Genomic DNA, 23,193 nt, shown 5'->3' on the forward strand with positions numbered 1-23,193 from the left:
CTGGCGTTAAATGAGATTAAATAGTTTGGTGGCTTGCGGTTGCACTGCCTAGGCCGGGAGAAACCGTTTATACCGGCATGCCATCAACACACCGCAATGATCGAAAACTGAACACGACGTGTACCGTGCACTTAAGGCGTATTAATTAACGCGATACATTTGAGTCATCAAATCTATGAAAGTTCTAACTTTTGCAGATGAAAAATGGCTCTCTCGATGGATGATGTGTATCGGTAAAGCTAATGGTTGGAATGACTCAAGTATGTTAACAAGATGGTTATTTTCACATTCTTCAACGACTTGATAGGAAATTGCTCGAGTTATTCCTAATCCGGCCTTAGCGGCATCTATTGCTGATTGATTGGTTGTTACTGTAAGACGAGGCTGAATATGAAGCCTCGTCTTTTGACCATTGTGGGTAAATTGCCAGTCGCGAGGAAAGTTATTTGACGAAGAGCTAATCAGTGTGTGTTGTTTTAAGTCTGCGGGCGATGTAGGTATACCATGAACGTTTAAATAGCTCGGTGATGCGACAAGCATCAGTTTAACTTCGCCAATTTTTTTTGCTCTCATGCTTGAGTCTGCTAAGGTTCCAATTCGAATGCCCAAGTCAAACCCCTCTTCTAAAAGATTGACAGTTCTGTCCAAAAATACCGCGTTAACATTGACCATAGGGTAGCGACGTAAATACTCGACTACCACTGGCATAACGTGTTTTTGCCCAAACATCACAGGGGCGGTTATGCTCAGTTCACCTTTAGGCTCAGAGTTAATACCAATAGCCGTTTGATTGGCAAGTTCGATATCGTGCAAAATTTGACGTGTATCTTCTAAATATCGCAAACCAACATCTGTTGCTCGTACATGGCGTGTGGTTCGAATCAACAGTCTCACACCAAGTTGTTGTTCTAACGATAAAACCGCTCTAGTGACAGCAGGTGGTGACATATTTAAATGCCGAGCTGCGGCGGCAAAACCTTGTTTTTCTGCGACGGCGACATAAACGCGCATAAGATGTAGTTGATCCATACAATCAATTAATTATTCCGCTAAGTGGAATAATCAATTGTGCTTGATGGGTATTCTTTACTCAATCACTTTTTGACACACTGTTTTCGTCGAGTGAGGAGAACCTCTTATCGAGCACTTACACCTTTTGGGTGATTTAGATGTATAACCATTGATTAAAAAGGAAATAGTATGAGCCGCATCAATATCGTTTTAGAACAACATGCCGACAGTGAACAACAAGAACTTTATTCGGCGATTCAATCTCAGTTAGGCATTATTCCTAATTTTCTAAAAGTTTTTGCCAATTCCCCAGCAGCACTCAAAGCTTTTCTAGGTTTACACTCCATCGCAGGCGCGGGCTTTTTAGATGAACAAACCCGAGAAAGAATTGCGCTTGGCTTAGCCCAGAAAAATGCGTGTCAATACTGTGTATCTGCTCATACAGCTATTGGCCGAAAAGTAGGATTATCGGATAGCGAGATGGAAGAAAACAGAAAAGGGGGCAGTCAAGACAGTAAAGCGGCTGTTGCCGTCAAATTTGCCCAATCATTAGCAGAGAAAAATGGCGAGGTATCAACTGCAGAGTTGTTACAAGTACGTAATGCAGGATATAGCGACGCCGAGATTGTCGAAGTAATTACGCATGTCGGTATGAATATTTTAACAAACATTTTAGGTAAAGCTAGCCGAGTTGAAATCGATTTCCCGAAGGTTGACTTACACACAAAATAGTCTGCTGTGTTGAGCTTTAGTTCGAGTTCTTAGTCACCCAGATGCTAGGAACTCGGATGCGATAAAATTTATAAGGAGGCGCTCATGCCGCATAAGTACGCAGAGTTGATGTTTACCGATGACGTTAAACACTTTCAACAAGAAATGGGCAGCCGAACTAGCTATAAATCTATGGAGCACGGCGAAGATTACAATTTTATTCTTTCGGAAGTTGAAGCATCATTTATTGAACAACGTGATAGCGTATATATGGCAAGTGTAAATAGTTCGGGGTGGCCATATGTCCAGCATCGCGGTGGCCCTAAAGGTTTTATCAAGGTATTGGACAATAATAAGCTTGGCTTTGCGGATTTTAGTGGTAATCGACAGTACGTGAGTGCAGGAAATTTTCGAGGCAATAATAGGGTGTCTCTCTTTTTTATGGACTACCCCAATCAACGTCGACTCAAATTGAGTGGTCGGATTGAGCAAGTTGCTGACGACGATTGGGATACTTTAGCGCATTTAGAAGTGGCGGATTACCCAGCACCAATTGAACGCGCCTTCATTATTAGTGTTGAAGCATTTGATTGGAATTGTCCCAAATATATAACGCCTAGGTTTACAGAGTTGGAAATTTCACATTTTCAGACCTCTTTGCAAGCAGAAAGTAAGACGTTAAATACAGACAAAAAACAGACAGAAAGCTTAGGTGATGGAAAATTGCCCTTGGTTGTGACAGGAATACGACAGCTGACTCCCAATGTACGTGCGTTTGAATTTCGCCACCGTGATAATCTTCATCTGCCTGAAGTATCCGCTGGTGCCCATCTTTCTGTTCCCATTACTATTAAAACTGGGGACTTAACTACTCGTCGATACTCGATTTGTTCTAATCCCAGTCGGCGAGATATTTATGAAATCGCAGTGCAGTGTAAAAGTGATGGGACCGGAGGGTCGAAAGCGATTTATGAACAGTTCACACTTGGCTTACGGCTTAACTGCGAGCATCCTGAAAACTATTTTGAGATGCACAACGACTATCGGCCAAGTGTATTGGTTGCTGCAGGGATCGGTATTACACCAATCAAACCAATGGCCCAGAAACTGGCTGAGCAGGGGCGGAATTTCGAACTTCATTATACTGGTAAACGACAAGAGCAAATGCCATTTCATGATCGGTTATCAAGGGAGTTTGGTGATAAAATTCAATGTTACTATACTGAGGGCTTACAACGTCTTAACTGTCAAAAAGTGCTAACGCAAGCACCAGAACAGAGCGTATTTTACGTGTGTGGGCCTGAAGCGTTGATCGATGAAATGTTAGTAACGGCAACTAAGCTAGGCATAAATACGAACCGAATTCGATATGAACGTTTTTCAGCGCAAACTGCGAACAACTGGCAAGCTTTTTCTGCGCGATTAATTCAATCGAATCTGACAGTCAATGTCGCTAACAACCAGACTTTGTTAAATGCAATTATAGAGGAGGGCGTGTCTATCCCAAGTAGTTGCCATAGTGGTGAATGTCGCAGTTGCGTTGTCGAAGTTGAGCAGGGTCTAGTGGACCATAGAGACAACTGCCTGACCGAGAAAGAGCGTCAACATTGGATGTGTCCATGTGTGTCACGTGCCAAAACGGGTATTCTCAAGCTTAAAATTTAGTGAGATATGGAAGAGATTTAAATCGAGCAAAAATGGGAAGATTCAAAAACAATAAAGCCCGCTAAAAAGCGGGCTTTATTGTTTTGTTCACAAGGAACTAAATTTGGTGGGTCCGACCAGATTCGAACTGGTGACCCCTACCATGTCAAGGTAGTACTCTAACCAACTGAGCTACGGACCCAAATTTTGTGTTCTTGCATTACTGCACTCTAGGGAGTGGTGGGTCCGACCAGATTCGAACTGGTGACCCCTACCATGTCAAGGTAGTACTCTAACCAACTGAGCTACGGACCCATTCCCTAAGAACGAGATGGATGTTACCGAGAGTTATTGATTCGTGCAAGTGCATTTTTATCGATTTAAACTCGTTTGCTCTATATCTAGGCGAATTGTTGACAATTTATTCGCCACTGACTAGAAAATGTGCTTTAAATAACGAACATATCGAGTGAGCCCCATTCACTATCGGCCTCGTCCATCAAACATCACGATGATAGTTTTAGTGATAATGCTCAAGTCCATATTCAACCATGATCTCATTGAACATAGTGACAGGGCATAGCTGTGGTCATAACCCACTTTGCGTCGCACATCATCAATGCAAGTATCATAGCCTTGGTTAACCTGAGCTAATCCGGTAATACCTGGCATAACACCGTAGGTACGATCGGCGAAATAAGGAATCGCATTTTCTAGCTTATGATAAAAACTCGGGCGCTCTGGTCTAGGACCAATTAATGACATATCACCCAAAACCACATTCAACAGCTGAGGAATTTCATCAAGGCGGGTTTTGCGTAAAAATCGACCCACTGGCGTGATACGAGGATCGTTTTCTGTCGCCCAAACCGCTCCAGTGCGCTGCTCTGCATCCTGATACATGGTTCTGAATTTGATAATCTCAAAAAACACCATTTTCTCTGGGGTCGATTTACCGACACGTAACTGTTTGTAGAATACAGGTCCAGGTGAGGTGAGCTTAATCGCGATGGCAATAAATGGCATTACGGGTAACAGCAATAAAAGTCCGAATAGCGCACCAAAAAGATCGAATAAGCGTTTTGCAAGCCAGATAGGGTAGTAGCGTTTTACATTGTTCATAATCGTTCCTTATTGATCTACGCGAGACCATTTTCCTGATTCAAGTCCAAAGAGGTAGCGTAAGCCGCCGATAAGGTTGGCCCAGTGCCCTGCAACCACATAGAGCACCAACTTGCACACCTTGTGACAGAAAACATGGGGGAATTGATAACTTAAAACCGCCATCGTATAGAGTAAAACTTGGCAATAAAAAGCCAGCATTAAAATCGCGTTGTTTAACATCGCAGCGGATGACGCAAAGCAGAGCAGTAATAAATAGGGAGTGAGGAGTCTGAGGCCTTTCCCCGAAAAGAAAGCGAAGGCCACACCACGGTATTTAGGCAAAAACATATCGAATAGCTGAATGGCTTGTTGCATGTTGCCTGCTGAGATACGCAAACGGCGACGAAAATCATTGCTTTGAGTCGTCGCTTCTAACTCTAACGCCATAATTTGTGGTTCGTGAATGGCCACATAGCCACGGCGAACAATTTGCATCGGAATGACAAAGTCATCATTGATGGTATTCGCGTCAAGGGCGGTAAACAAATGGGTGCGAAATAAATAGAAAGCCCCATGTGCGCCAATAGTAGAACCAAGCTTGGCTTCATTCATTTTTACTTGGCTTTGATACTGCCAGTACTGATTTTCACCTGAATCTTCGGCTGAAAATAGCTGATAGTGACCGTTGACGACGCCAACATTACTGTTGTTGAAATGCTGATTAGCCAGCCAAAGTGCATCGATAGATATAAGCGCAGACACATCACTGAGCGCGGCAATATCACTATCAATGGTTCTGATTTGTTCATTGAGAACGGTAACCTTACCGCGATTATCTGCAAAAGCTCGGATCTCAAAGTGCGTGTCACTACAAATCGCTTCTTGTATGGTCTGTTCGGCTATATCGACGGTACTGTCACTGCAACCGTCGCAAACAATGATGACTTTCAATTTGTCGCGAGGGTAATCGAGGCAAGCGAGGTTGCGAATTTTTTCAGCAATCCATAACTGTTCATTATAAGCGGGCACTAAAACAGTAATCGAAGCGCAGTCGCTATCATGTTTCGCGCTCTTATAGCCACGACGAGACGTGAATACATCATAGTTAGGGTGCTGTTTTGAATACCAAGATAGCAACAATGGATACACTAGGTGATGATAGAGAATCAGGCCACTCGAGACGCCAAATAAGGAGATTAAGATAATACTACTCATGCTTGTTTCTCCCCGCTTAGCTGGTTGTAGGCTTTAATCATTGTCCGTATGTCATTGTTTTTAATTACAAAACTTCGAGGCGATGTTACTGGCGATTGCTTTAGAGAAGCCATGATGCCGTCCGCTAACGACTCTGGGCAGCCTGGCTTGACACAGATGCCGGATTGAGGACAAATGGTCTCTTTACTGGCACCCACATCGGTTACCACTGTGACAACGTCACACGACTGTGCTTCTAGAGTCGACAATGGAAATCCTTCACTTCGAGAGGGCAAGCAGAATAAGTCGAGGGCTTGGTAGAAACGGGTCATATCGCATAATAAACCCGTGAAAGTGACTCTGTGCTGAATGTGTAATTGGTGGGCTAGCTGGATTAACGAATGACGCTGTGAACCATCGCCTGCGATCACTAGATGAATATGATCTGGTAAATTGACCATGGCTTTTAATAGAAGATCGTGGCCTTTGACTGGTTCGAGTCTTCCTGCGCAGCCAATTAAGGTCACGTCGGTGGGCAGATTGAGTAATTGTCTAGCGAGGTGCTTAGCGCCGGGCTTAAATTTTTCACAGTCGATGCCGTTTTTGATCACGCTTACTGAATGATGGTGAAAATGTTGGTTGATTTGCTCGCGAACCAGTTCGGCATCAGCAACCCATTGAGGTTGGGCAATACGTAGAGCTAGGGACTGTAACCTGCGATGTTTACTTTGGTTTAAATGCCAAGCATCGTGCTCGGTATGAATTCGAGTCGCAACACCAGCAAGTCTCGCTGCGATTCCCGCATAAAGCACCGGACCAATATGATGAGTATGTACCACATTTGGGTTTAATGATTTAAACAACTGACGCAATGTTACGATAGTGCTCAGGCTGAAACCTTGTGGCTTGTCGAGAAAAATCAGCTGCTCACGATACTGACTAAGTCTGGGCCAATGTTCGATGGCTTGAGATTTTTCTCCTTCAAGGCTAATGATCAAGCAGCGTTGTTCGGTGGAGGAGAAGGTAAGCATATCGAGTGCCAAAGACTCTAGCCCGCCTGGGGCAAGGTGCTGAACCACGTGCACGATAAGTTTGGTTGATTTGATCATGGACACTCCTGATAGAAAGTTATCTTTGGATTGCTAACTTATTATTTATATAGAGTTTTGCATGGAATGTGCCAGTAATTTAGTTATTTAAAATCAATCAGTTAAATTGTTTGTTGGTAAATTCTTATCCTGATTGTCAAATTGAGTTTTAATTGACAAGACGAGGTCCGATATTGGGAATATAGGTAATAACTGGCGCACCAGTGATGACTTCGATTTCATCTTTACGACGTACTGAAGAGTCAAATAATTCAACCAAAGTAGCAATTCCGACACCTAATCCAATTCCCGCGACTATTCCGGCAATGATGAAAATGATCAGTGGTAGGTTGGCTGGACGGCTAGGTGTATAAGGGAGGTCAATAATTTTGACGCGTTTATTTTGTTCAAATACCCCAAGTGAACCTGTGAGTTGGGCCATTTCATAACGCTGAATCAATTCATCATATAACTGACGCTTGAGCTCTGCATTGCGCACTAAACGGTGCATGGTTTTGGCATTGTCGCCAAATTGATTGGCCTCTTGTTCAAGGCTTTCAATCATGGAATGGAGGCTTTTGGTTTCTTCACTTAGCGACTCATACCGACTGCGTACTAGCTGTAGGCTTTGCAACTGAGTGACAAGAAGAGGTTGCATCTCGCTGATGTCACCTAACTGGTTGCTGCTGGCAATATCCCATAATTGATCACTGGTGATGTTAGGTTGTTCCATATTGAGCAGTAATTTACGCTCGTTTTCTAATCGGCGCAGTTCACGATCTTTGCCCTGAATTAAGCTGTGACTGTCGGTGTAACGCGCCTTAAGTAAGGTTAATTGACTTCGAATTTCTATGATTTGGTCTTCGATTTTTCCGACCACAGGGTTGGTCTTAGAAAGCTGTTGATCCAGTGAACCTAAACTACGCTCAACGCCAGCTAATTCGGCTTTTTTCTCGGCATAACTTTGTTTGAGAGAGGCCAGGCGACCTAAAGACTGAGATTGCATTTCTGGAGTTACGGAGGCGAAGCGGTTTTTGAAGTCTGCAAGCTCGTTTTCAGCGACATCGAGCTCTTCGCGGCGTTTCTCAATATGAATCGCCAGAAATGCAGCCGAGTCTTGAATCGACGAACGTTCCGGTGCCAAAAGCTGCTCGATAAAATGGTCGCTGATCGATTCAAGCATCTCTTTCATACCAGCTGGTTTTGGCGCAGAGAGTGAAATTTTAAGAAAGTCTTTACCAGGTTGAACAATCGTTAAGTTATTGGACAGTTTATTGATGACGTAATCTTTTGCCTCTGGCGACATGTCATCGTTGATCAAGTTATGCTCTTTCGCGACGGCAGTAAGAACATGACGACTTTTTAATAAGGTGCTCAGTGCATTCAAGCGTTCTTTGAGCATGGTTGATACCGCTATGTCCTCTAAAAAAGGGTTCATCTTAGCGGTTTCTTGGATCAACATTGATGTGTGGGAAACATAGTTAGTTGGCGCCATTTTTCCGATCATCAAGCCGATAAACGGCAATATGAGGATCGGCACAACAATAACGTAACGTTGACGCCAAGCTGCGTTTAACAGCACGATTAACCTTTGTTTCAAGTCGTTCATAATGACTCCAATAGCGTCGTTAGTTGCGCTGAACGATAGTCCCAGCTGTGATCAGAAATATTCACGCTTGTCGGGTTGATAGTGTGTTGCTCAACTTGCTTTAGTGCCTGTGAAAATTGCGCCGCGTTATCGACGACAGAAATGCATTGTTGGTAGGGCGTCAATGCAGGAAAAGACGTACTGATCACACGACTACCCGCACTGAGGTATTCGAGTAATTTTAATGGGCTGCATGAGGCAATTTGCCCATTATTGATAAAGGGCAGCAAGCTCACATCCCAATGTTGGCTATAACGCGGCAATTGACTGTGTGGTTTTGGCCCCAAATAGTGAACATTTGCTAATGACGGTAAAGGGTTATGGCTGAGCTCTATTGGCCCGATAAAAACAAATTGCCAGTCCGGATTTTCGCGACAGACCGTATCAAGTAACGAGTAATCGAGCCAATTGGATATACTGCCGTAAAAGCCAGCAATTTTATGCCCTTGATGAGGTAGGTCTTGTGCGCGCTTCGCAGGGCGGCTAAACAGTGCAATGTCGACACCATGCGGCAGATAATGCGCTTTCGATTGAGGAAATTTGGTTAGCAACTTAGCACTGGCGGCTAAAATTAAATCAGCCTTAGCGGCCAGCTTTATTTCATGTTGCTGCACCGTTTGATGGTCAACGCCAGCCAGTGATGAAAAGTCATCGCCGCAATAGTAGACAACCGATGACTCACCTAAGTGTCCACATAGGTCGGCGGTGGTTGGCAAAGAGCTCCACAGAATCGGTTGATGCAGTTCAAGACGTTGAATCACGGGTAAAAGCTGCTGACACATCATTATACGTGCGAGTTTCCGTGCAATCCCAGACTGCGGTGCGGGAATGGTTTTGATATTGACGATAGTCATATTTGTCGGGAGTTCGCAGTCAATCCGATAACCACCTTTGCCGCGACCGAGCAGTTTGAGTACCGCGCGCTTAATATCTTGTCGATTCCACTTTGGCTGTCTTAGGCCGATTGAGTTAACCCACAGTACTTTCCTTTGCTTGGCAAGACGAGTGATAAGGTGTTGAGTGCTCGAAGGGAGCCCGCCGAAATCTTCCCCAAATACAATAAGATCACGCATGGTCTGCTCCTTGTTCGAGTTGGCGAATCACACGCGCTGGATTGCCTGCAGCCAACACAAATGCGGGTAAGCTTTTCGTTACGACACTGCCTGTTCCGACGATGGTTCCTTGACCTATGGTGACATTAGGACAAACCGTTACATTGGTTCCGAGCCAAACATCTTGCTCAAGAGTTATCGGGCCAACATCGGTGTCTAAATCGCCATCGCCGGCAGCGCGGCGTTGGGCATCAAGTGAATGGCCAGAATATCCAAACAAGAAAGCGCGGCCAGCAATTCGAACATTATCTTGAATTTCAATTCGGGTTCCTACAGCCAGAGTGCTTTGCCAACCAATGTCAACGTTATTGCCAATAATCAATAGTGGTTGATTTGATTGAGGCCTTGCACTAAATGTTGTATGACCAGAAACACGACAATTGCGACCAAGTTTGATCGTTAACGGCCCAGAAACAAAGGGAACCCCGCCGAATAGATAAAGTCCGCGGCCACATTGTGTGGCGCGGCCTTTAAAGGCTGGGGTATAGATGAAGATGCGTACGAAATTGCTCGCACTTGTCATCACGACACTGTAGCAGGCGTAAACGAGTTGATTAAACCATCTGGGAGTGGGGAAATCGCAAGCTCGGATCGTTTTCAAAATGACAAACAATTTGCGATATGATGAATTGTCGTGGCATTGCAGCCAAACCTTAAAGTGGCTGAGGTGTTGTGCAATCATGGTGCTTTCCTAATAACGTAACGATATTAGGTTGTTTCACTTTATGTGCCATAATATAAAGTCAATAAAATCAGAAGTTTAATTTTATACTTGTGCGGTTTTCTCAATTTGAGAATAGTTTTGCGTGATACGAGAAATCGCGATACACAGCGCCGCCAAGATATAAATTGGCCATGTAAATCCTTGGGTTAGAAAGGTGCCAGAGACAATTGTGCCAACAATACCAGCGTAAACCGCTAAGGCCGTTGCCATTAGGTAGGGTGAAGTTTGGTGCTGAATCGATGTTAATAAGAGTAAACTTTCACGGCTAGTTTTGACTAACGAAACGATAATACCAACAAATACCGCCAAGCCTAAAAATCCAGTTTCGGCCAGTACACCAAACCAGGTGCTGTGCACCGCATGATTGAGACCATCCCAATGAGGGCTATAAAAGTAATAGTTAGCATAGAAATTATTCAGTCCGACCCCGGTTAATGGGTTATCAATGGCCATTTTAAACGCAGCTTCCCATGCGTATAAACGTCCCATCGCCGATGCGTCTATCCCTTCTTCGGCTGCGCCGCCCGATTGGCGCTCAGAAATACCTGCAACCGCGAACAGCAGCGACAAACCAATAATGGCAATCATAATGAGTAAAGATTTTGAGCGAATTAAACGTAAGCCGAATATGCCAAATACCGCGACAGAGCCGAGCAGCCCACCACGACTTTGAGTCGCTATCACCGCTGACATGGCGAGCACGAGACCAATGGCGCCAAGCAGACGCGAAAAACCAATGCCTTTGGTGGTCGCAAAACTAAGGGCAAACGCGAGTGGGAACATCAATACTAAGGAAAGATCGTTGGGATCGCCAAGCACCGAGCCAAGTTGTCGACCAATCGTCACTCGGCTGCCTTCCACCAAGCCTATGCCTGCTGCCGAATTATACAGAGCGACAATGCCAATCAACGAACCAGCCAAAATGATCAGCGTGGCAATTTTTCTCACTGCGATTTGACTGTCGACTAACCAAGCGATCGCGAGAGTCATGATGATGATTTTCCAGTAGATATTTTTAAAATAAGTAATTGCCAAACCTGGGTTAGAAGAGAGCACGGCGCCAATTACGACCAATAACCAAAATACGGCTAGCCAGGTAAAACTTGGATGCCAGAATGGACTTATTTGACGACTGATCAGGGTGTGCCACATTAATGCAGATAGAGCGCCAAGTGACAATAACAACGGGATTTTAAGCGAATAGAGTGCAGGAATCGCTTCATGAATACGGAAAAATGAAAACAGCACAAACAAACTAACCAGCCAAAAGGTTTGATTAAGTACGAATAGAGCACCAAGCGGTAGAAAACAGATCACCACAATTAACGCAGGATGTGGCATTAGATACCATAGGGCAGCTAACGCGAAACACAGCATGGTCATCAATATGATGGCTTTACTCCGGACGCTGTTTATCATGATGCTTTCCCAGCATAGCATTGAAGTTGGATTATCATCTCGCGGACGACATTGACTTTGAGTATGTCACAACGAATGGCGTACCCAATCAAAATGGCGACTTGTAGTGCAAGCATCAATAAGGATAGCCCAAGATGTGATGCAAGGTGGCTAGTCATAATAAACAAACTAGAAAGTAATAATAAACCAATGATTTTATTAAGGCTGTAGTTCAGCTCAATTGATTTTTGACTGTAATAATAAACCAGAGTCAAACGGGTGATTTGACCGATCAGTAGCGCAATTAAAATAGCGTAAACCCCGTAGGTAAAAGTGACGATACCGACGATCAAAGCAGTCATGGTCGAGGCGAGGTTAATGTATAACAACTGAGGGGTTTGACGTTGATAAAGTAATCCAAAATTTGTCAATTCGACCATCTCTTTAAACAGCATCATGATGATGGTAATAGCGATAAAGGGAATCGCATTGCTATAGTCAGATGGCAGTGCAAAAGTCACAAATAGCTGGCTTACCCAACACACAACAACGGAAATAATACACAGCAAGACCATGCCTTGATTGGCAGTATTCGCGACATAATCACGACCACATTTTTCCATTGCTTCGAAACGCTTTGGCATCCACCACATATGAAATGGTTGAATTGCAATACCAACGGCAAGCGAAAATTTCGCCGCGATGGCATATAGGCCAAGTGTCGTAAGGTCGCCCACTGCGGCAATGATCCAGCGTTCAGCGCCACTGAGTCCAAAGGCGACGACACCTGACAGCATAAGTGGTGCTGAATAGGCTAAATAGTGTTTAAGACGTTTACTGCTTAACCAAGTGAATGGGAAGTTTAGGTATCGGTGCAACACCAAAAACTGAGCAAAGGTACAAAAAACATTAACGGCAAAGATCGTGGTGATATCGGGTTGATTGTACAACACGGTGATGAGTAGGATGACTTGGGCAGTCACCGTCAACATGCACAGTTTAAAAAAGAACCTCGCTTGATTGTGCAAACGCAGCCAAGCTAAACCAATCGCAAGTGGCGCTTCAAAACACAACACTAACGCAATGAGTAGGACTTGATTGTGTTCAAAAGGGGTGTGAGTCGAAACCACAAGTTGGTAACCACCGAGCAGCGCAATACTAGTGCCTATCGATATCAATAGCGCCGCGCTATACAACCTCGCGGCTTTGGCTTTGCGTAATTTTGGCCATTTTATGGTACCAATGAATCGGTAGAGGTTTTCATGCATGGCAAGGCCAACCACTAAGCTGAGGAAAACAGTAGTAATGCCTAACAGCTCAAGTTGACCAATCTCACTCGGTGTGAGGAAATGTGTCATCAAAGGTAAAGTGAACAGCGACATCCCTTTGACCAAAACAAGGCTCATTGCATAGAGACTGATGTTTTTTAGATTCGATAAGCTCATCATGTCACCTCTATTATGAGTAAACACGCATCGTTTTATTGATTTGTGCATCGTTGAGACAGTGAGTAAATTCAAGGTATTGCGACTCTGCACGATACTGGAGTGCAAGTTGGTGGGCGTTGGCCTGGCAGCGCAACATCAACTCCCTGTTATTGATAACGTCGAGTAGTGCATGGGCTAAGCTGCTAGCGTCATTCGGCTGGTATTTAATGCAATCGATATTATGTGTTAGCTGTTGATCCCAATACGCGTCATCTTGTGGGATCACAACACACATACCTGCCGCGAGCGCTTCCAAAATCGAGAGACCAAAAGGCTCATTATGACTGGTTGAAACAAAAATACTCGATTGACTACGTATCTCATCAAGATTACTAGGATCTTCCCACCATTGGGTATACGAGAGGTCGACTGGTGCATGGCTAACTGGTAGGCAGATATCTTTCGGACGAATGTAGCAGATATTGATGAGTAGCGGCTGATATGGCGCACATCTCTTGGCCGCGTCAATAAGTAAATCCAAGCCTTTCCATTTCAATAAAGATGCGGCCCAAAAGCACACTGGCAGTGTGTCTTGACATTTTGATGGCCAGCGAGAGGCAGGAATGCCATTGGTAAACGTTTGATAACTTGAAGCTGATAAATAGTGTTCTGCGACCGCTTCGCTATCATCAATACCGAGCTTGTCCGTTAAATAGGCTTGCAGCGCGAGACGAATGCTCGCACGTGCACAAGGCAGATAAAAAACACGATCCGCGTTGGCCAAACAATAGCCGATTGAACGCGATAGCCCAACATTACCGTGAATAAACTGGATAACGTCAATGTTGATGAGTTTTTGTAATCCGTATAGCGCCATATCAATCCCCGGTCCTGATGCGCCAATGACTTTTTTTACCTTATGGGATCCGATGATAGTTTTGAGTATCAAGAGCAAAAGATAGGCTTGATTGAGCCAGTAGCCTAAGCCGTGATGTTGACGCATTAGCCAAGCTATAGAAGGCAACTGGACGCATTTAACTTTATGATTACGATAAAAATCTGTCTGTAGCCAGAAGTCAGGTTCGATGGTAAGAACGAGGAAATGAGTGTCACTGACTGGCGCACAATTAAGAGCATCACTAGTGGCAATTTTTGAGCCGCCTTTGAATGGGATCGGGTCAAAAATGAGAGTTGTTGATGTGTTAGCCATGTTGGCCCCCTATCGGCAGGCGCTGTGAAAGAAACGTTCTGACTGGTGCAAAGGTTGATATTAAAGAACGCGTTTCAGAAGGTTGTGTGACAAGTTTTTGGTAAAGATGCTCAATTTTTTGGCAGCTAACGGACACATCGTGATATGACTTAATATGCTGATAGGCGTTGCGGGCGTATTTGTCACAAAGAACGCGGTTGTTAATTAAGATCCGCATCGACTTCGCTAACGGAGCAGCCCCTTTATTTGGGTAAAGAATACCGGTCTCGCCATGCTGGATGAACTCGGGTATCCCACCTTCAAATGGTGCGATAATGGGTAGTTTGGCTAAAGCCGCTTCGGCTAAAACTAACCCAAACGCTTCACTGCGTGCAGCACTGACGAAACCATCACAACCTTTAAGCCAACCAATAACATTACTTTGTTCTCCAGTAAAATAGACACGATCTGCAAGATAAAGGTATTCAGATTGGCGCATAAGTTTTTGTTTCAAAGGTCCATCGCCAATGATAACCAAGCTCACATTAGGGTATTCAAAAGCAACATGACGAAGTGCAGTAAGAATTCGGTCGACTCCTTTACGGTGAATAAGCGAACCTACCGTGGCGAAAACGAAGTCTTGCTGAGGAATACCGAGCGTTTGTTTAACGTTGACGCACTGTTGCTGTTCAAGTCGAACCGTATCAATGCCATTATGAATCACCGACAATTTACTTTTTGGGTAGCCGTCTGAAAGTAGTGTTTTAGCCACATGGTGACTGACCGCAATGATGTGTGGTGACAAGTGGATGCCAAGTGTGAGCCGATCACGAGCCGGGTAGGGACAGTGCAGTTGTGTTACGCAGGGCACACCGCACCATTTGGCTGCCGCTAACATCCATTGACACGGCGCTGCACTATTAATGTGTATTAGATCAATGCGGTTTTGCTTGATGAGCGCTTTGCCGTAGTTGACGAGTGTTTTCCATCCTTGGATATCAAGTCTTGGTGCCCGCCAACCAAGTAACAGTGGGAAGTTATCTAATCGGTTGGCAACACCTAACTCATCAAGCTGCGAGGTCAACTCTTGATTATTAGTCCAAACGAAAGGACGGTATTGGTGACGAGATACATATTGCACCAAGTCGAGCAGGCATTTTTCACTGCCTCGGATCCAGTCGTCGCCATAATGTACAAATAAAATACGTTTACTCATTGCTCGCCTCTCAGTTTGCCACTCGATTGAGCTGTGGTTAGTTGTAGTAGATAAGGCAAACGCAATGCCAATAATGACATCGGTTTAAGTTACTGAATTTTAGTGTTATTTTTTATTTTAGAAATGGTGTGTAGTCACTTTCTCAATATGACAATCACATTGCGATGGCTAACAAGAGTAGAGTTGGCGTATTTGTGGTATCACCGCTTGGGGAGAATAGTGATGATTGACGGTAGTGATGGCATTGTCTTTAAGCGATTGTCGTTCGGTCGGAGTAAGGCTTAAGTACTGGTGGATTGATTGCTGTAATTGGGCCATTGAAGACGCAATATACCCATTGCGACGATGTTCAATCAATTGACTCATGTTACCGACATCTAAGCTGATCACGACGATGCCACGACTCATTGCCTCTAATGCGGTCATTGGCAATCCTTCAAATCTTGAACAGATGATTAATAGACCGATAGACGGCCATATACTATCCATATGACTTTGATGGCCGTGAAAGCAAACATTATTGACACAACAAGCTTGAAGTTCGTTCTCCATTGGGCCAGACCCGTAAACATCAAAGCTTAACGCAGGGTTAAGCTGTGCTAACTCAATGAAGCGATCGGGGGCTTTTTCATAGCTAAGACGCCCAACGAAAGAAATTTGTTCGCCATCAGCGGGTTGAGTTGAGTCAACACTGACAAAGTTATTAAATACAACCGCCTTAGCTTTGACCTTGGCAGCAACTTTGTTACTGACCGCGATGGAATGACAAGAGATAAAGGCACTGTAACGGTCGAAGAGATCATATAGCCACACTTTGCCGGTTGGCGTTTCACCTGCATGATAAGTGCTGATTTGAGCGACACCGGTCAATAGCCGCATTGCTTTACCAATCAAACTGGCTTTGTAACCATGGCAATGGATAACCGTGGGGGGCTGCTGCCTGATGCGGCTAAGGAGTGTGCGAAAATAGTGGCCTTCAGTGTCAAGAAACTCAACTTGGATCTTAGCATCGCTAAGCTTATCAGCGACTAAACTTTGTTGTTGGTAGCGACGCAATAATAAGACTTTGACTGACACATTGGCTTGCTTGAGCCCGTGGGCCAGTTCAACGACGTGGGTCTCTATACCACCAAAAGTGAGGCTATCAATCAACAGCCAAACTTCATCACACCAGTTGTTGCTCATCTTCCGCTTCCCAGGCTTGCTTCTTACGATAAACGGTCGAAGGACTCAATTCGAGCAAAACGGCGGCATTAAGTACATTGCCATCGCAATAATCTATAGCTTGTTGAATCGTTTCGCGCTCTATCTGCCACATTGGTCTAATTTCAGCAGGCTTAGCGTTCTCTGCAAGGGCAACGTTATTTGAAATGTTGTTTGAGATATTGTGCCCACTTTGCGCTGAAGCTGAAGTAGGTTGGTGCGAAACACTCTCAACTTCACGACTGGTGTGTTGCGGATGCTTGGCCCGCTTGGAGTAGGTCACTTGCTCTGGCAGGTGTTGCAGACGCAGAGAGTTATCATCATTGAGTACCACAATATTACGAATAATATTTTGTAATTGTCTGACGTTACCCGGCCATGCGTAACGTTTTAGCGCAGGTTCTGCATCGCGATTAATGACATTGAATTTTTTGCCATCTTCTTTGGCGTAAAGTTTAACGAAATGGGTCGCCAGCGTAATGATGTCGTTGCCACGTTCGCGAAGGGCAGGCATTTCAATCGGTACCACATGCACGCGATAGTAGAGATCTTCACGGAAACGGCCCTCTTCAACTTCAACTAGAGGATTGCGGTTGGTGGCGCAGATAATTCGTACATCCACTTTGCTTTCTCTGCTCGCCCCAAGAGGGGTAAAGGTGCCTGTTTGGAGAAAACGCAGCAGTTTTTTCTGCATCTCAAGTTCCATTTCACACAATTCATCAAGGAAAAGAGTGCCACCATGGGCCATTGATGCCGCGCCTTTACGATCGCTTGTTGCACCAGTGAATGCCCCTTTAACATGACCAAAAATCTCACTTTCCATCAAATCCTTGGGGATTGCGCCGCAGTTGATGGCGATAAAGGGCTTATCGCTGCGTTTGCTTTCTTTGTGGATAGCTTCGGCGCACACTTCCTTACCTGTACCGCTTTCGCCGACAATAAAAACACTGGCTGAAGTGGGCGCAACCGCATCAATGATTTTGTATACTCCTTGCATTGGTAAGCTTGAGCCGATAAAACCGTGGAATCGATTACGATCAAACTTACTTTCAATGCTTTCGACAAGACTTTCAAGTTTGCACTGCTGTAGATGGAGGGCTATTGAGGTTTTTAATCGATCGGCATTGATGGGCTTTTCAAGAAAGTCTTTGGCTCCTTTTTGTACCAAGTTAACCGCCAAATTGACAGAGCCATGCGCCGTCGCGATCACGACCGAAGTGGGGACTTGATTCTCGTTGATCCAATCGAGGATCTCCTCGCCATCCATGTCGGGCAGTTTTAAGTCGAGAATCACTAACTGTGGGATATTTCTTTCAATAAATGCGATCGCTTCTCGACCCGTTTCGACATGAAACAGATCGTATGGTTCGTCTTTAACATACTGCTTGTACAAAATGGCTAGTGAAGTTGAGTCTTCAATGAGTAGTACTTTTGCTTTCATCGCCAACGTCCTTGGTTTTTATCTTTAAAGTTCAGGTGACTCGCTAAATCCTTGCTGCTTACGCTTCTCTAGGGCTTGCAAAGAGCGTATCGCGGTCAACTCTAATTCTGTTTTCAACTGGTAAGCTTCTTTTTCTCGACCTTCTAGACACAAGTGTTCAATTTTTCGTGAAAGTAGCGATAGGGCGCGGTTGCCGAGTGCGAGTGAAGAACTACCCAAAGTATGAGCCTCGAACTCGAGTACATTTTTATCTTCATTTGTCATCGCCACGGCGATCTTTGCCAATCGTTGTTGTGACTCTTCTAAGTAATGTTCAATCAGCATCGGCATGATGTCAGCACTAGTGTCTTCAATCATCTGCTGGAGGATGGTTTCATCAACTAAATCCACATTAATACCTTTCTCATTGGCAACATCTTGTTTGTCTACGGATAATCTGTAGGCTATGGATTGCCTATTGTTCGGTGACGATGGCTCAAATGTCGTGTTTGAAGTCTCATTTAAGAATAGATTAATTTTTTCAATTAGTTGTGACAATCTCAACGGTTTTGACAGGTAGTCGTTCATTCCTGATGCAATGAATTTCTCTTTGTCACCCGCTAGAGAATGGGCGGTTAGCGCGATGATAGGTAGGTTGGCACTCGACGGATCATTTAGCGCTCTAATCATTTCGGTGGCTTTCATTCCATCCATTTTTGGCATTGAGATATCCATAAAAACCAAGTCATATTGATAGTTTTGTATCATCTCGACGGCTTCTAAACCGTTTTGAGCCATGTCGATCTGCAGACCAACACGCTTAAACATCTCTTGAATGACTAACTGGTTGGCGCGGTTATCCTCTGCGACCAGTATTCTGGCGTTAGGGCAGAGCAATTCGTGGTTGGCATCGGATTCGATTATGGTGTCGTGTTGGTCATCACAGACCTTAAGTTGGATTGTAAACGTAAACGTACTACCGACCTCCGGCACGCTAACCACACTGACTTCACCATCCATTAAGTGGCAAAGTCTGCGGCAGATTGCAAGCCCCAATCCAGAGCCTTCCTTGCTGCGAGAGTAGGTCTGATCAACCATAGTAAACTCATCAAACAAGTAGTCTAGTGCGTTTTTTTCGATGCCGATCCCAGTGTCTTGAATATCAAATTGAAGCTTTACCTTTTCGCCAGACAACGCTTCACTGGCTATTTTGACAGTGACGCTGCCTTGTTGAGTAAATTTGAAAGCATTACCAAGCAGGTTAAGTAAAATTTGTTTGATACGATTGTGGTCGCCTCTGACCTTGGTCGGTATATCGCCTTGGAAATAACAATGAAAAACCAAATCTTGACTCGCGGCGGTGGGAGAAAATGAGTCAACAACACTTTCAACGCAATGACGAAGATCGAACGGTTTATCTTCTAAAATCAGTGTATTAGATTCCATACGAGTAAAGTCGAGAATGTCATTGATTACTGAAAGTAAAAAGTGGCCCGACTCCGTCGCGGTTGAAACCATTTTACGCTGTTCTGCAGTGAGATTGGTTTCCTCGAGAATATTGAGGATGCCAAGTACGCCATTCATTGGGGTACGTATCTCATGTGACATTGAAGCGAGGAAACGACTTTTTGAGTCGTTAGCTTGTTCAGCACCTTGACGCGCTTGAGTGAGGTGCTGGTGATCTTTGGCTAATTTAGCGGACATTTCGTTAAACGCTTTCGATACCTGACCTAACTCGTCTGTGGGATGTTGTTCGAGCTGATAACCGGGGCCATGAGTGCCTAAATTGTTTACTGCTGTCGTTAAACGAGTCAGGTGACGCGTTAAATACGTTCCCAGAGTAAAAGACGCTAAAGCGACTAAGAAAACTTCAACAGCGGCAAGGCCGACAATGGCTTGTTTAGCTTCAGCCAACATCTGCTTGATAGGCGAGGTTGCAAAACCAATATCGACATAACCAAATACCTGCTCATCACTAACAATCTCGGTTCGTAAGTCAAACACACCATCGTCAACGGATGCCAAACTTGTGTCAGTGATGAACGCTCTACTGAGTAAACTTTCGTCACCTGCAACCGCAACATCCTGACCATCATGAGAGACGCGAACATATGCCACATCTTCAATGGCCATTAAGGTGTTTACTAAGTCATTAAGCGTGACGAGATCGGTTGAATTGAGCGCATCTTTGGCTGCGTGTGCAAACATAATGGCACTGGATTGGGCACGTTGCAGTAGCTGCTTCTCGTTCGAGTCAGCAAGAAATTGCATCGCGCTAAACACTAATGTGATCAGAACGACAATCTCAATCAGTGCAATGCCGAGTATCGTCTTAAAGCGAAGTGTCATCACAACTCCTAGGCTGACTGAGCTAAAAATTCATTGGTCAGGATTTTTTGGGCCCATTTCTTACGCCAGTTTAGGGGAATAAAACGCAAACGGTTAAGCTCACGTACCATTTCTTCAGCTAAGGTTGCTTGCTGTTGCAAATTTAGCACCGAACCTAATAGTGAGATGGTGTTGCTATCGAGCATCTGAGTCGCTTTATGCAGTTGTCCCGAAGAGGTTTTACCGCCCATGACGACCAAAGCGGTTTGATCGCAGGCGCTTGCGACAACTTGCGCAGGTATGTTGCTGCGATTGATTTGCAATATCGGTGAGGTATCGCAAAGAATGCGGTCAAACTCATTTAGCCAACCAGACATCACTTTAGTTAATTGGCTGGGATCTTTGTAGGCCAACAGAGCAGACTGATTGCTCGGTACGGTTAATCCAGTAAATAACTGATGGGTTGAGGAGTGCTCAATTAAGTGACCAACTTGATTATGTTGATTCGGTGTAATGTCAACGGCTTCAAACGCGGGGTGGAATGTATTTAAGTCAACCACCAAGGTTTTGTGGCCTGCCAACATGTAACGCTCGGCCAACGCTGATACTACTGAAGTGACGCCGTCACCAGATTGACAAGCCGTAATACAGAGTGAGCGACACTGCTTCATCTCGGCGGCAAGATAAATTTGTTCAATTTCGGTATGCGTTGCAGGAATCGTCATTACAGCGCTCCTATTAATACGATGGTGGTGGTGAGGCGCAAGATATCCTCGAGACCAACACGGGCTTTTTCCATGAAACTGTCATTACGGTCAGGAACATAGATGGTGTCACCGGCGCGAAGTACAGGCAGTTGGTAGATGTTAGCGGTTTTACTGAAAGAGACTAAGTCGAAGGTACGTGCCTGCCCTTGGCAGCATGACATGTTGACGATGGATATTTTCTCTAAATAGGCACGTTCAGAGGGGCCGCCGGCTTCGGCGAGTATATCTAATACCGTCATGTTGTCATCAAAGACATAGCGACCTGGGCTATTGACCGCACCAAGCACGCGCACCGTGGACTCTTTAGAACGGTCTAACCAAATCTTATCTTTTTCTGGGATGTAAATCGTATCACCCATAGTGACTTTAGGAAGTAAACGCTCATCGCCCGTTTCAAAATAGAGGGATAAGTTAAGTTTACTGACCTTTGCGTACTTTTTGTCTCGATGAGTGATGCGAATGTTGTGTATATCAGCATCTTTGGTTGGTCCATCTGCGGCAGATAGAATGTCGAGAAAGTGCATATCTTTGGTAAAGCGGTAGCGACCTGGGGCGTTGATTTGACCGAAGACATAGATAGAAGCATCGGAACTCTGGCGTACCCATTGTGATTTGTTGTCAGAAGGGTCTTGTGGCAGATCGTGGACGCGAACAATAGCACCAGCCGTTACAGGCGGTAAGTCGGCCGATGGGGCACCAGCAAGAATAAAGGCATCTAAGTCAAAAAGATGTAACTTATTCCCTGCGCTTACAACCTCGATTTTTGATGTGTCGGCTCGTAATGTTGGGCCTCCAACATGGGACAGTAAGTCCATCAAGTCCATTTCATCTGACCATTCCACTCGACCAGGGCGCACGACTTCGCCAATCACACTTACTGCGCGATCAGGTGAAATTTTGAGCCATGATTTTTCGTTCATATCGGTTTTTTCTGGAACAAAAATAGCGTCACCAGCGTCGATATTTGGCGTTTTTTGTTTGGTTAACCCTTCGGTGAACGCGGTAAGATCGAATTTCACGACGTTACCGTTAGCCTTGATAATGCGTATTTGGCGTGATTCTGCGTAGCGTGTTGGGCCGCCAGCGTTGGCCAATATATCCATAAATGAGGCGTTCTTTTTGCCTTCATAGGCGCCAGGCCGAGCGACTTCACCCATGATGTAGACCACATTGGCACCCGCTTTTATTTCATCTTCTTGTTTAGGCACAAAAATGGTTGTGCCAGGGGTTAAAGTCGGAAGGAGTGATATATCGCCACTGTCGAGATAGGTTTTAAGGTTGAATAGCTTAGGACTATTGTCCGAGATGACACGAATTTGCTCGACAGAGGCGTAACGAGTGACGCCGCCAGCTCGCATAATGATATCGACTAAATCAGATTTAGCTTGATAGCTAAACGAACCTGGGGCGTTGACTTCACCAAAGACTTTAATCGCAGTACGTCCATCGGCACTGTCTCCTGAATCGGCGAGTTTACTTGCGTCGAACTCTTGCTCTATGTTGCCGACTAAAGGCGAAGCAGGGACGAAAACAGTATCAAGCGATCGTAGTGGCGGTAATAACGATTCGTCGCCAGTATCAAGAAAAGCTTTGTAATTGAAGTTGAGTTTGTCTTTTCCTCGTTTGATAAAAAGATTATTGAGCTGGGCGCCAGAGCGTAACCCTCCTGCGGCATGTATGGCCATTTGAATATCGGCGCTTTTGGCTAAAGTATATTCTCCGGGTGAATTTACATAGCCTTGTATCGAAACCAAGATCTGCTGTTGAGCGATGTAAACAGACGCTGAGGATAAGTCACGATAGACTTTTTCTAATGATTCTTTGACGGCATGTTCAAGCTGAACCTCGCTATAGCCCGCGACATATAAGGCGCCAACTTCTGGGAGGGTGATTCGGCCCCGTTTATCAACTTGAAAACCTTTATTTAAAGTCGATTCACCGGGCAAGTTCACCTGTATAAGATCGCCAATTTGCACCCGTTCCACTTCAGTTTGTGCGTAAGTAACCAT

The 23,193-nt window shown here is 44.8% G+C and carries 18 protein-coding genes and 2 tRNA genes; 2 read left to right on the top strand and 18 right to left on the bottom strand.

Annotation, left to right across the window (positions count from 1 at the left end):
• Positions 1–141 precede the first annotated feature (141 nt).
• Positions 142–1,029 (bottom strand): LysR family transcriptional regulator, encoded by an 888-nt coding sequence (locus BS19_RS08575; protein WP_211252994.1) that lies wholly within the window; start codon positions 1,027–1,029, stop codon positions 142–144.
• 171 nt (positions 1,030–1,200) lie between these two features.
• Here BS19_RS08575 and BS19_RS08580 point away from each other — a divergent pair, with 171 nt between their 5' ends.
• Positions 1,201–1,743, top strand: coding sequence for a carboxymuconolactone decarboxylase family protein (locus BS19_RS08580; protein WP_038174656.1), 543 nt, complete (start codon positions 1,201–1,203; stop codon positions 1,741–1,743).
• 84 nt (positions 1,744–1,827) lie between these two features.
• Entirely contained in the window at positions 1,828–3,387 is a 1,560-nt protein-coding gene (locus BS19_RS08585; RefSeq protein WP_038174657.1) for a 2Fe-2S iron-sulfur cluster-binding protein, read from the top strand.
• Positions 3,388–3,491: 104 nt separating this feature from the next.
• Here the strand turns inward: BS19_RS08585 and BS19_RS08590 are convergent.
• The 17 genes from BS19_RS08590 to BS19_RS08670 form a co-directional block, all read right to left on the bottom strand.
• A tRNA-Val gene (locus BS19_RS08590) sits at positions 3,492–3,568 on the bottom strand.
• A 36-nt stretch (positions 3,569–3,604) separates the two neighbouring features.
• A tRNA-Val gene (locus BS19_RS08595) sits at positions 3,605–3,681 on the bottom strand.
• Between the two features lie 168 nt (positions 3,682–3,849).
• Positions 3,850–4,488, bottom strand: coding sequence for a sugar transferase (locus BS19_RS08600; protein ID WP_038174658.1), 639 nt, complete (start codon positions 4,486–4,488; stop codon positions 3,850–3,852).
• Positions 4,489–4,497: 9 nt separating this feature from the next.
• Positions 4,498–5,685 carry a glycosyltransferase family 2 protein gene (locus BS19_RS08605; RefSeq protein WP_038174659.1) on the bottom strand — a complete coding sequence of 396 codons (1,188 nt, stop codon included), beginning with the start codon at positions 5,683–5,685 and terminating at the stop codon, positions 4,498–4,500.
• Positions 5,682–6,773, bottom strand: coding sequence for a glycosyltransferase (locus BS19_RS08610; RefSeq protein ID WP_038174660.1), 1,092 nt, complete (start codon positions 6,771–6,773; stop codon positions 5,682–5,684). The genes BS19_RS08605 and BS19_RS08610 overlap by 4 nt, the downstream gene beginning before the upstream one ends.
• Before the next feature lie 148 nt (positions 6,774–6,921).
• Positions 6,922–8,361: a GumC family protein gene (locus tag BS19_RS20550; RefSeq protein ID WP_038174662.1), complete on the bottom strand. Its 1,440-nt coding sequence runs from the start codon at positions 8,359–8,361 to the stop codon at positions 6,922–6,924.
• Positions 8,358–9,473, bottom strand: a complete 1,116-nt coding sequence (locus tag BS19_RS08620) for a glycosyltransferase (protein WP_038174663.1) — start codon at positions 9,471–9,473, stop codon at positions 8,358–8,360. Before BS19_RS08620 ends, BS19_RS20550 begins: the two co-directional genes overlap by 4 nt.
• On the bottom strand, positions 9,466–10,194 hold the full coding sequence (locus BS19_RS08625; RefSeq protein ID WP_038174664.1) for an acyltransferase: 729 nt from the start codon (positions 10,192–10,194) through the stop codon (positions 9,466–9,468). The genes BS19_RS08620 and BS19_RS08625 overlap by 8 nt, the downstream gene beginning before the upstream one ends.
• 84 nt (positions 10,195–10,278) lie before the next feature.
• Positions 10,279–11,619, bottom strand: coding sequence for an O-antigen ligase family protein (locus BS19_RS08630; protein WP_425425008.1), 1,341 nt, complete (start codon positions 11,617–11,619; stop codon positions 10,279–10,281).
• Positions 11,620–11,651: 32 nt separating this feature from the next.
• Positions 11,652–13,082 carry a lipopolysaccharide biosynthesis protein gene (locus tag BS19_RS08635; RefSeq protein ID WP_245609264.1) on the bottom strand — a complete coding sequence of 477 codons (1,431 nt, stop codon included), beginning with the start codon at positions 13,080–13,082 and terminating at the stop codon, positions 11,652–11,654.
• Positions 13,083–13,092: 10 nt separating this feature from the next.
• Positions 13,093–14,271, bottom strand: coding sequence for a glycosyltransferase family 4 protein (locus tag BS19_RS08640; RefSeq protein ID WP_038174667.1), 1,179 nt, complete (start codon positions 14,269–14,271; stop codon positions 13,093–13,095).
• Entirely contained in the window at positions 14,264–15,466 is a 1,203-nt protein-coding gene (locus tag BS19_RS08645) for a glycosyltransferase (RefSeq protein ID WP_038174668.1), read from the bottom strand. Before BS19_RS08645 ends, BS19_RS08640 begins: the two co-directional genes overlap by 8 nt.
• Before the next feature lie 168 nt (positions 15,467–15,634).
• Positions 15,635–16,651, bottom strand: coding sequence for a glycosyltransferase family 4 protein (locus BS19_RS08650; RefSeq protein ID WP_038174669.1), 1,017 nt, complete (start codon positions 16,649–16,651; stop codon positions 15,635–15,637).
• Positions 16,632–18,110, bottom strand: a complete 1,479-nt coding sequence (locus BS19_RS08655; protein WP_038174671.1) for a sigma-54-dependent transcriptional regulator — start codon at positions 18,108–18,110, stop codon at positions 16,632–16,634. The genes BS19_RS08650 and BS19_RS08655 overlap by 20 nt, the downstream gene beginning before the upstream one ends.
• A 24-nt stretch (positions 18,111–18,134) precedes the next feature.
• Positions 18,135–20,438 (bottom strand): response regulator, encoded by a 2,304-nt coding sequence (locus tag BS19_RS08660; RefSeq protein ID WP_038174673.1) that lies wholly within the window; start codon positions 20,436–20,438, stop codon positions 18,135–18,137.
• 8 nt (positions 20,439–20,446) lie between these two features.
• Complete coding sequence (locus tag BS19_RS08665) at positions 20,447–21,142, bottom strand: P-loop NTPase family protein (RefSeq protein WP_038174675.1); 696 nt, start codon at positions 21,140–21,142, stop codon at positions 20,447–20,449.
• Positions 21,142–23,193 (bottom strand): SLBB domain-containing protein, encoded by a 2,052-nt coding sequence (locus BS19_RS08670; RefSeq protein ID WP_245609266.1) that lies wholly within the window; start codon positions 23,191–23,193, stop codon positions 21,142–21,144. The genes BS19_RS08665 and BS19_RS08670 overlap by 1 nt, the downstream gene beginning before the upstream one ends.

The sequence above is a fragment of the Vibrio pacinii DSM 19139 genome (assembly GCF_000711795.1).
GTDB lineage: Bacteria > Pseudomonadota > Gammaproteobacteria > Enterobacterales > Vibrionaceae > Vibrio > Vibrio pacinii.

What these genes read in the sequence shown, in the direction of transcription:
- BS19_RS08575 (WP_211252994.1), bottom strand. Translation starts at nt 1,029, where the DNA reads ATGGATCAACTACATCTTATGCGCGTTTATGTCGCCGTCGCAGAAAAA.
- BS19_RS08580 (WP_038174656.1), top strand. Translation starts at nt 1,201, where the DNA reads ATGAGCCGCATCAATATCGTTTTAGAACAACATGCCGACAGTGAACAA.
- BS19_RS08585 (WP_038174657.1), top strand. Translation starts at nt 1,828, where the DNA reads ATGCCGCATAAGTACGCAGAGTTGATGTTTACCGATGACGTTAAACAC.
- BS19_RS08600 (WP_038174658.1), bottom strand. Translation starts at nt 4,488, where the DNA reads ATGAACAATGTAAAACGCTACTACCCTATCTGGCTTGCAAAACGCTTA.
- BS19_RS08605 (WP_038174659.1), bottom strand. Translation starts at nt 5,685, where the DNA reads ATGAGTAGTATTATCTTAATCTCCTTATTTGGCGTCTCGAGTGGCCTG.
- BS19_RS08610 (WP_038174660.1), bottom strand. Translation starts at nt 6,773, where the DNA reads ATGATCAAATCAACCAAACTTATCGTGCACGTGGTTCAGCACCTTGCC.
- BS19_RS20550 (WP_038174662.1), bottom strand. Translation starts at nt 8,361, where the DNA reads ATGAACGACTTGAAACAAAGGTTAATCGTGCTGTTAAACGCAGCTTGG.
- BS19_RS08620 (WP_038174663.1), bottom strand. Translation starts at nt 9,473, where the DNA reads ATGCGTGATCTTATTGTATTTGGGGAAGATTTCGGCGGGCTCCCTTCG.
- BS19_RS08625 (WP_038174664.1), bottom strand. Translation starts at nt 10,194, where the DNA reads ATGATTGCACAACACCTCAGCCACTTTAAGGTTTGGCTGCAATGCCAC.
- BS19_RS08630 (WP_425425008.1), bottom strand. Translation starts at nt 11,619, where the DNA reads ATGACCATGCTGTGTTTCGCGTTAGCTGCCCTATGGTATCTAATGCCA.
- BS19_RS08635 (WP_245609264.1), bottom strand. Translation starts at nt 13,082, where the DNA reads ATGATGAGCTTATCGAATCTAAAAAACATCAGTCTCTATGCAATGAGC.
- BS19_RS08640 (WP_038174667.1), bottom strand. Translation starts at nt 14,271, where the DNA reads ATGGCTAACACATCAACAACTCTCATTTTTGACCCGATCCCATTCAAA.
- BS19_RS08645 (WP_038174668.1), bottom strand. Translation starts at nt 15,466, where the DNA reads ATGAGTAAACGTATTTTATTTGTACATTATGGCGACGACTGGATCCGA.
- BS19_RS08650 (WP_038174669.1), bottom strand. Translation starts at nt 16,651, where the DNA reads ATGAGCAACAACTGGTGTGATGAAGTTTGGCTGTTGATTGATAGCCTC.
- BS19_RS08655 (WP_038174671.1), bottom strand. Translation starts at nt 18,110, where the DNA reads ATGAAAGCAAAAGTACTACTCATTGAAGACTCAACTTCACTAGCCATT.
- BS19_RS08660 (WP_038174673.1), bottom strand. Translation starts at nt 20,438, where the DNA reads ATGACACTTCGCTTTAAGACGATACTCGGCATTGCACTGATTGAGATT.
- BS19_RS08665 (WP_038174675.1), bottom strand. Translation starts at nt 21,142, where the DNA reads ATGACGATTCCTGCAACGCATACCGAAATTGAACAAATTTATCTTGCC.
- BS19_RS08670 (WP_245609266.1), bottom strand. Translation starts at nt 23,193, where the DNA reads ATGGTTACTTACGCACAAACTGAAGTGGAACGGGTGCAAATTGGCGAT.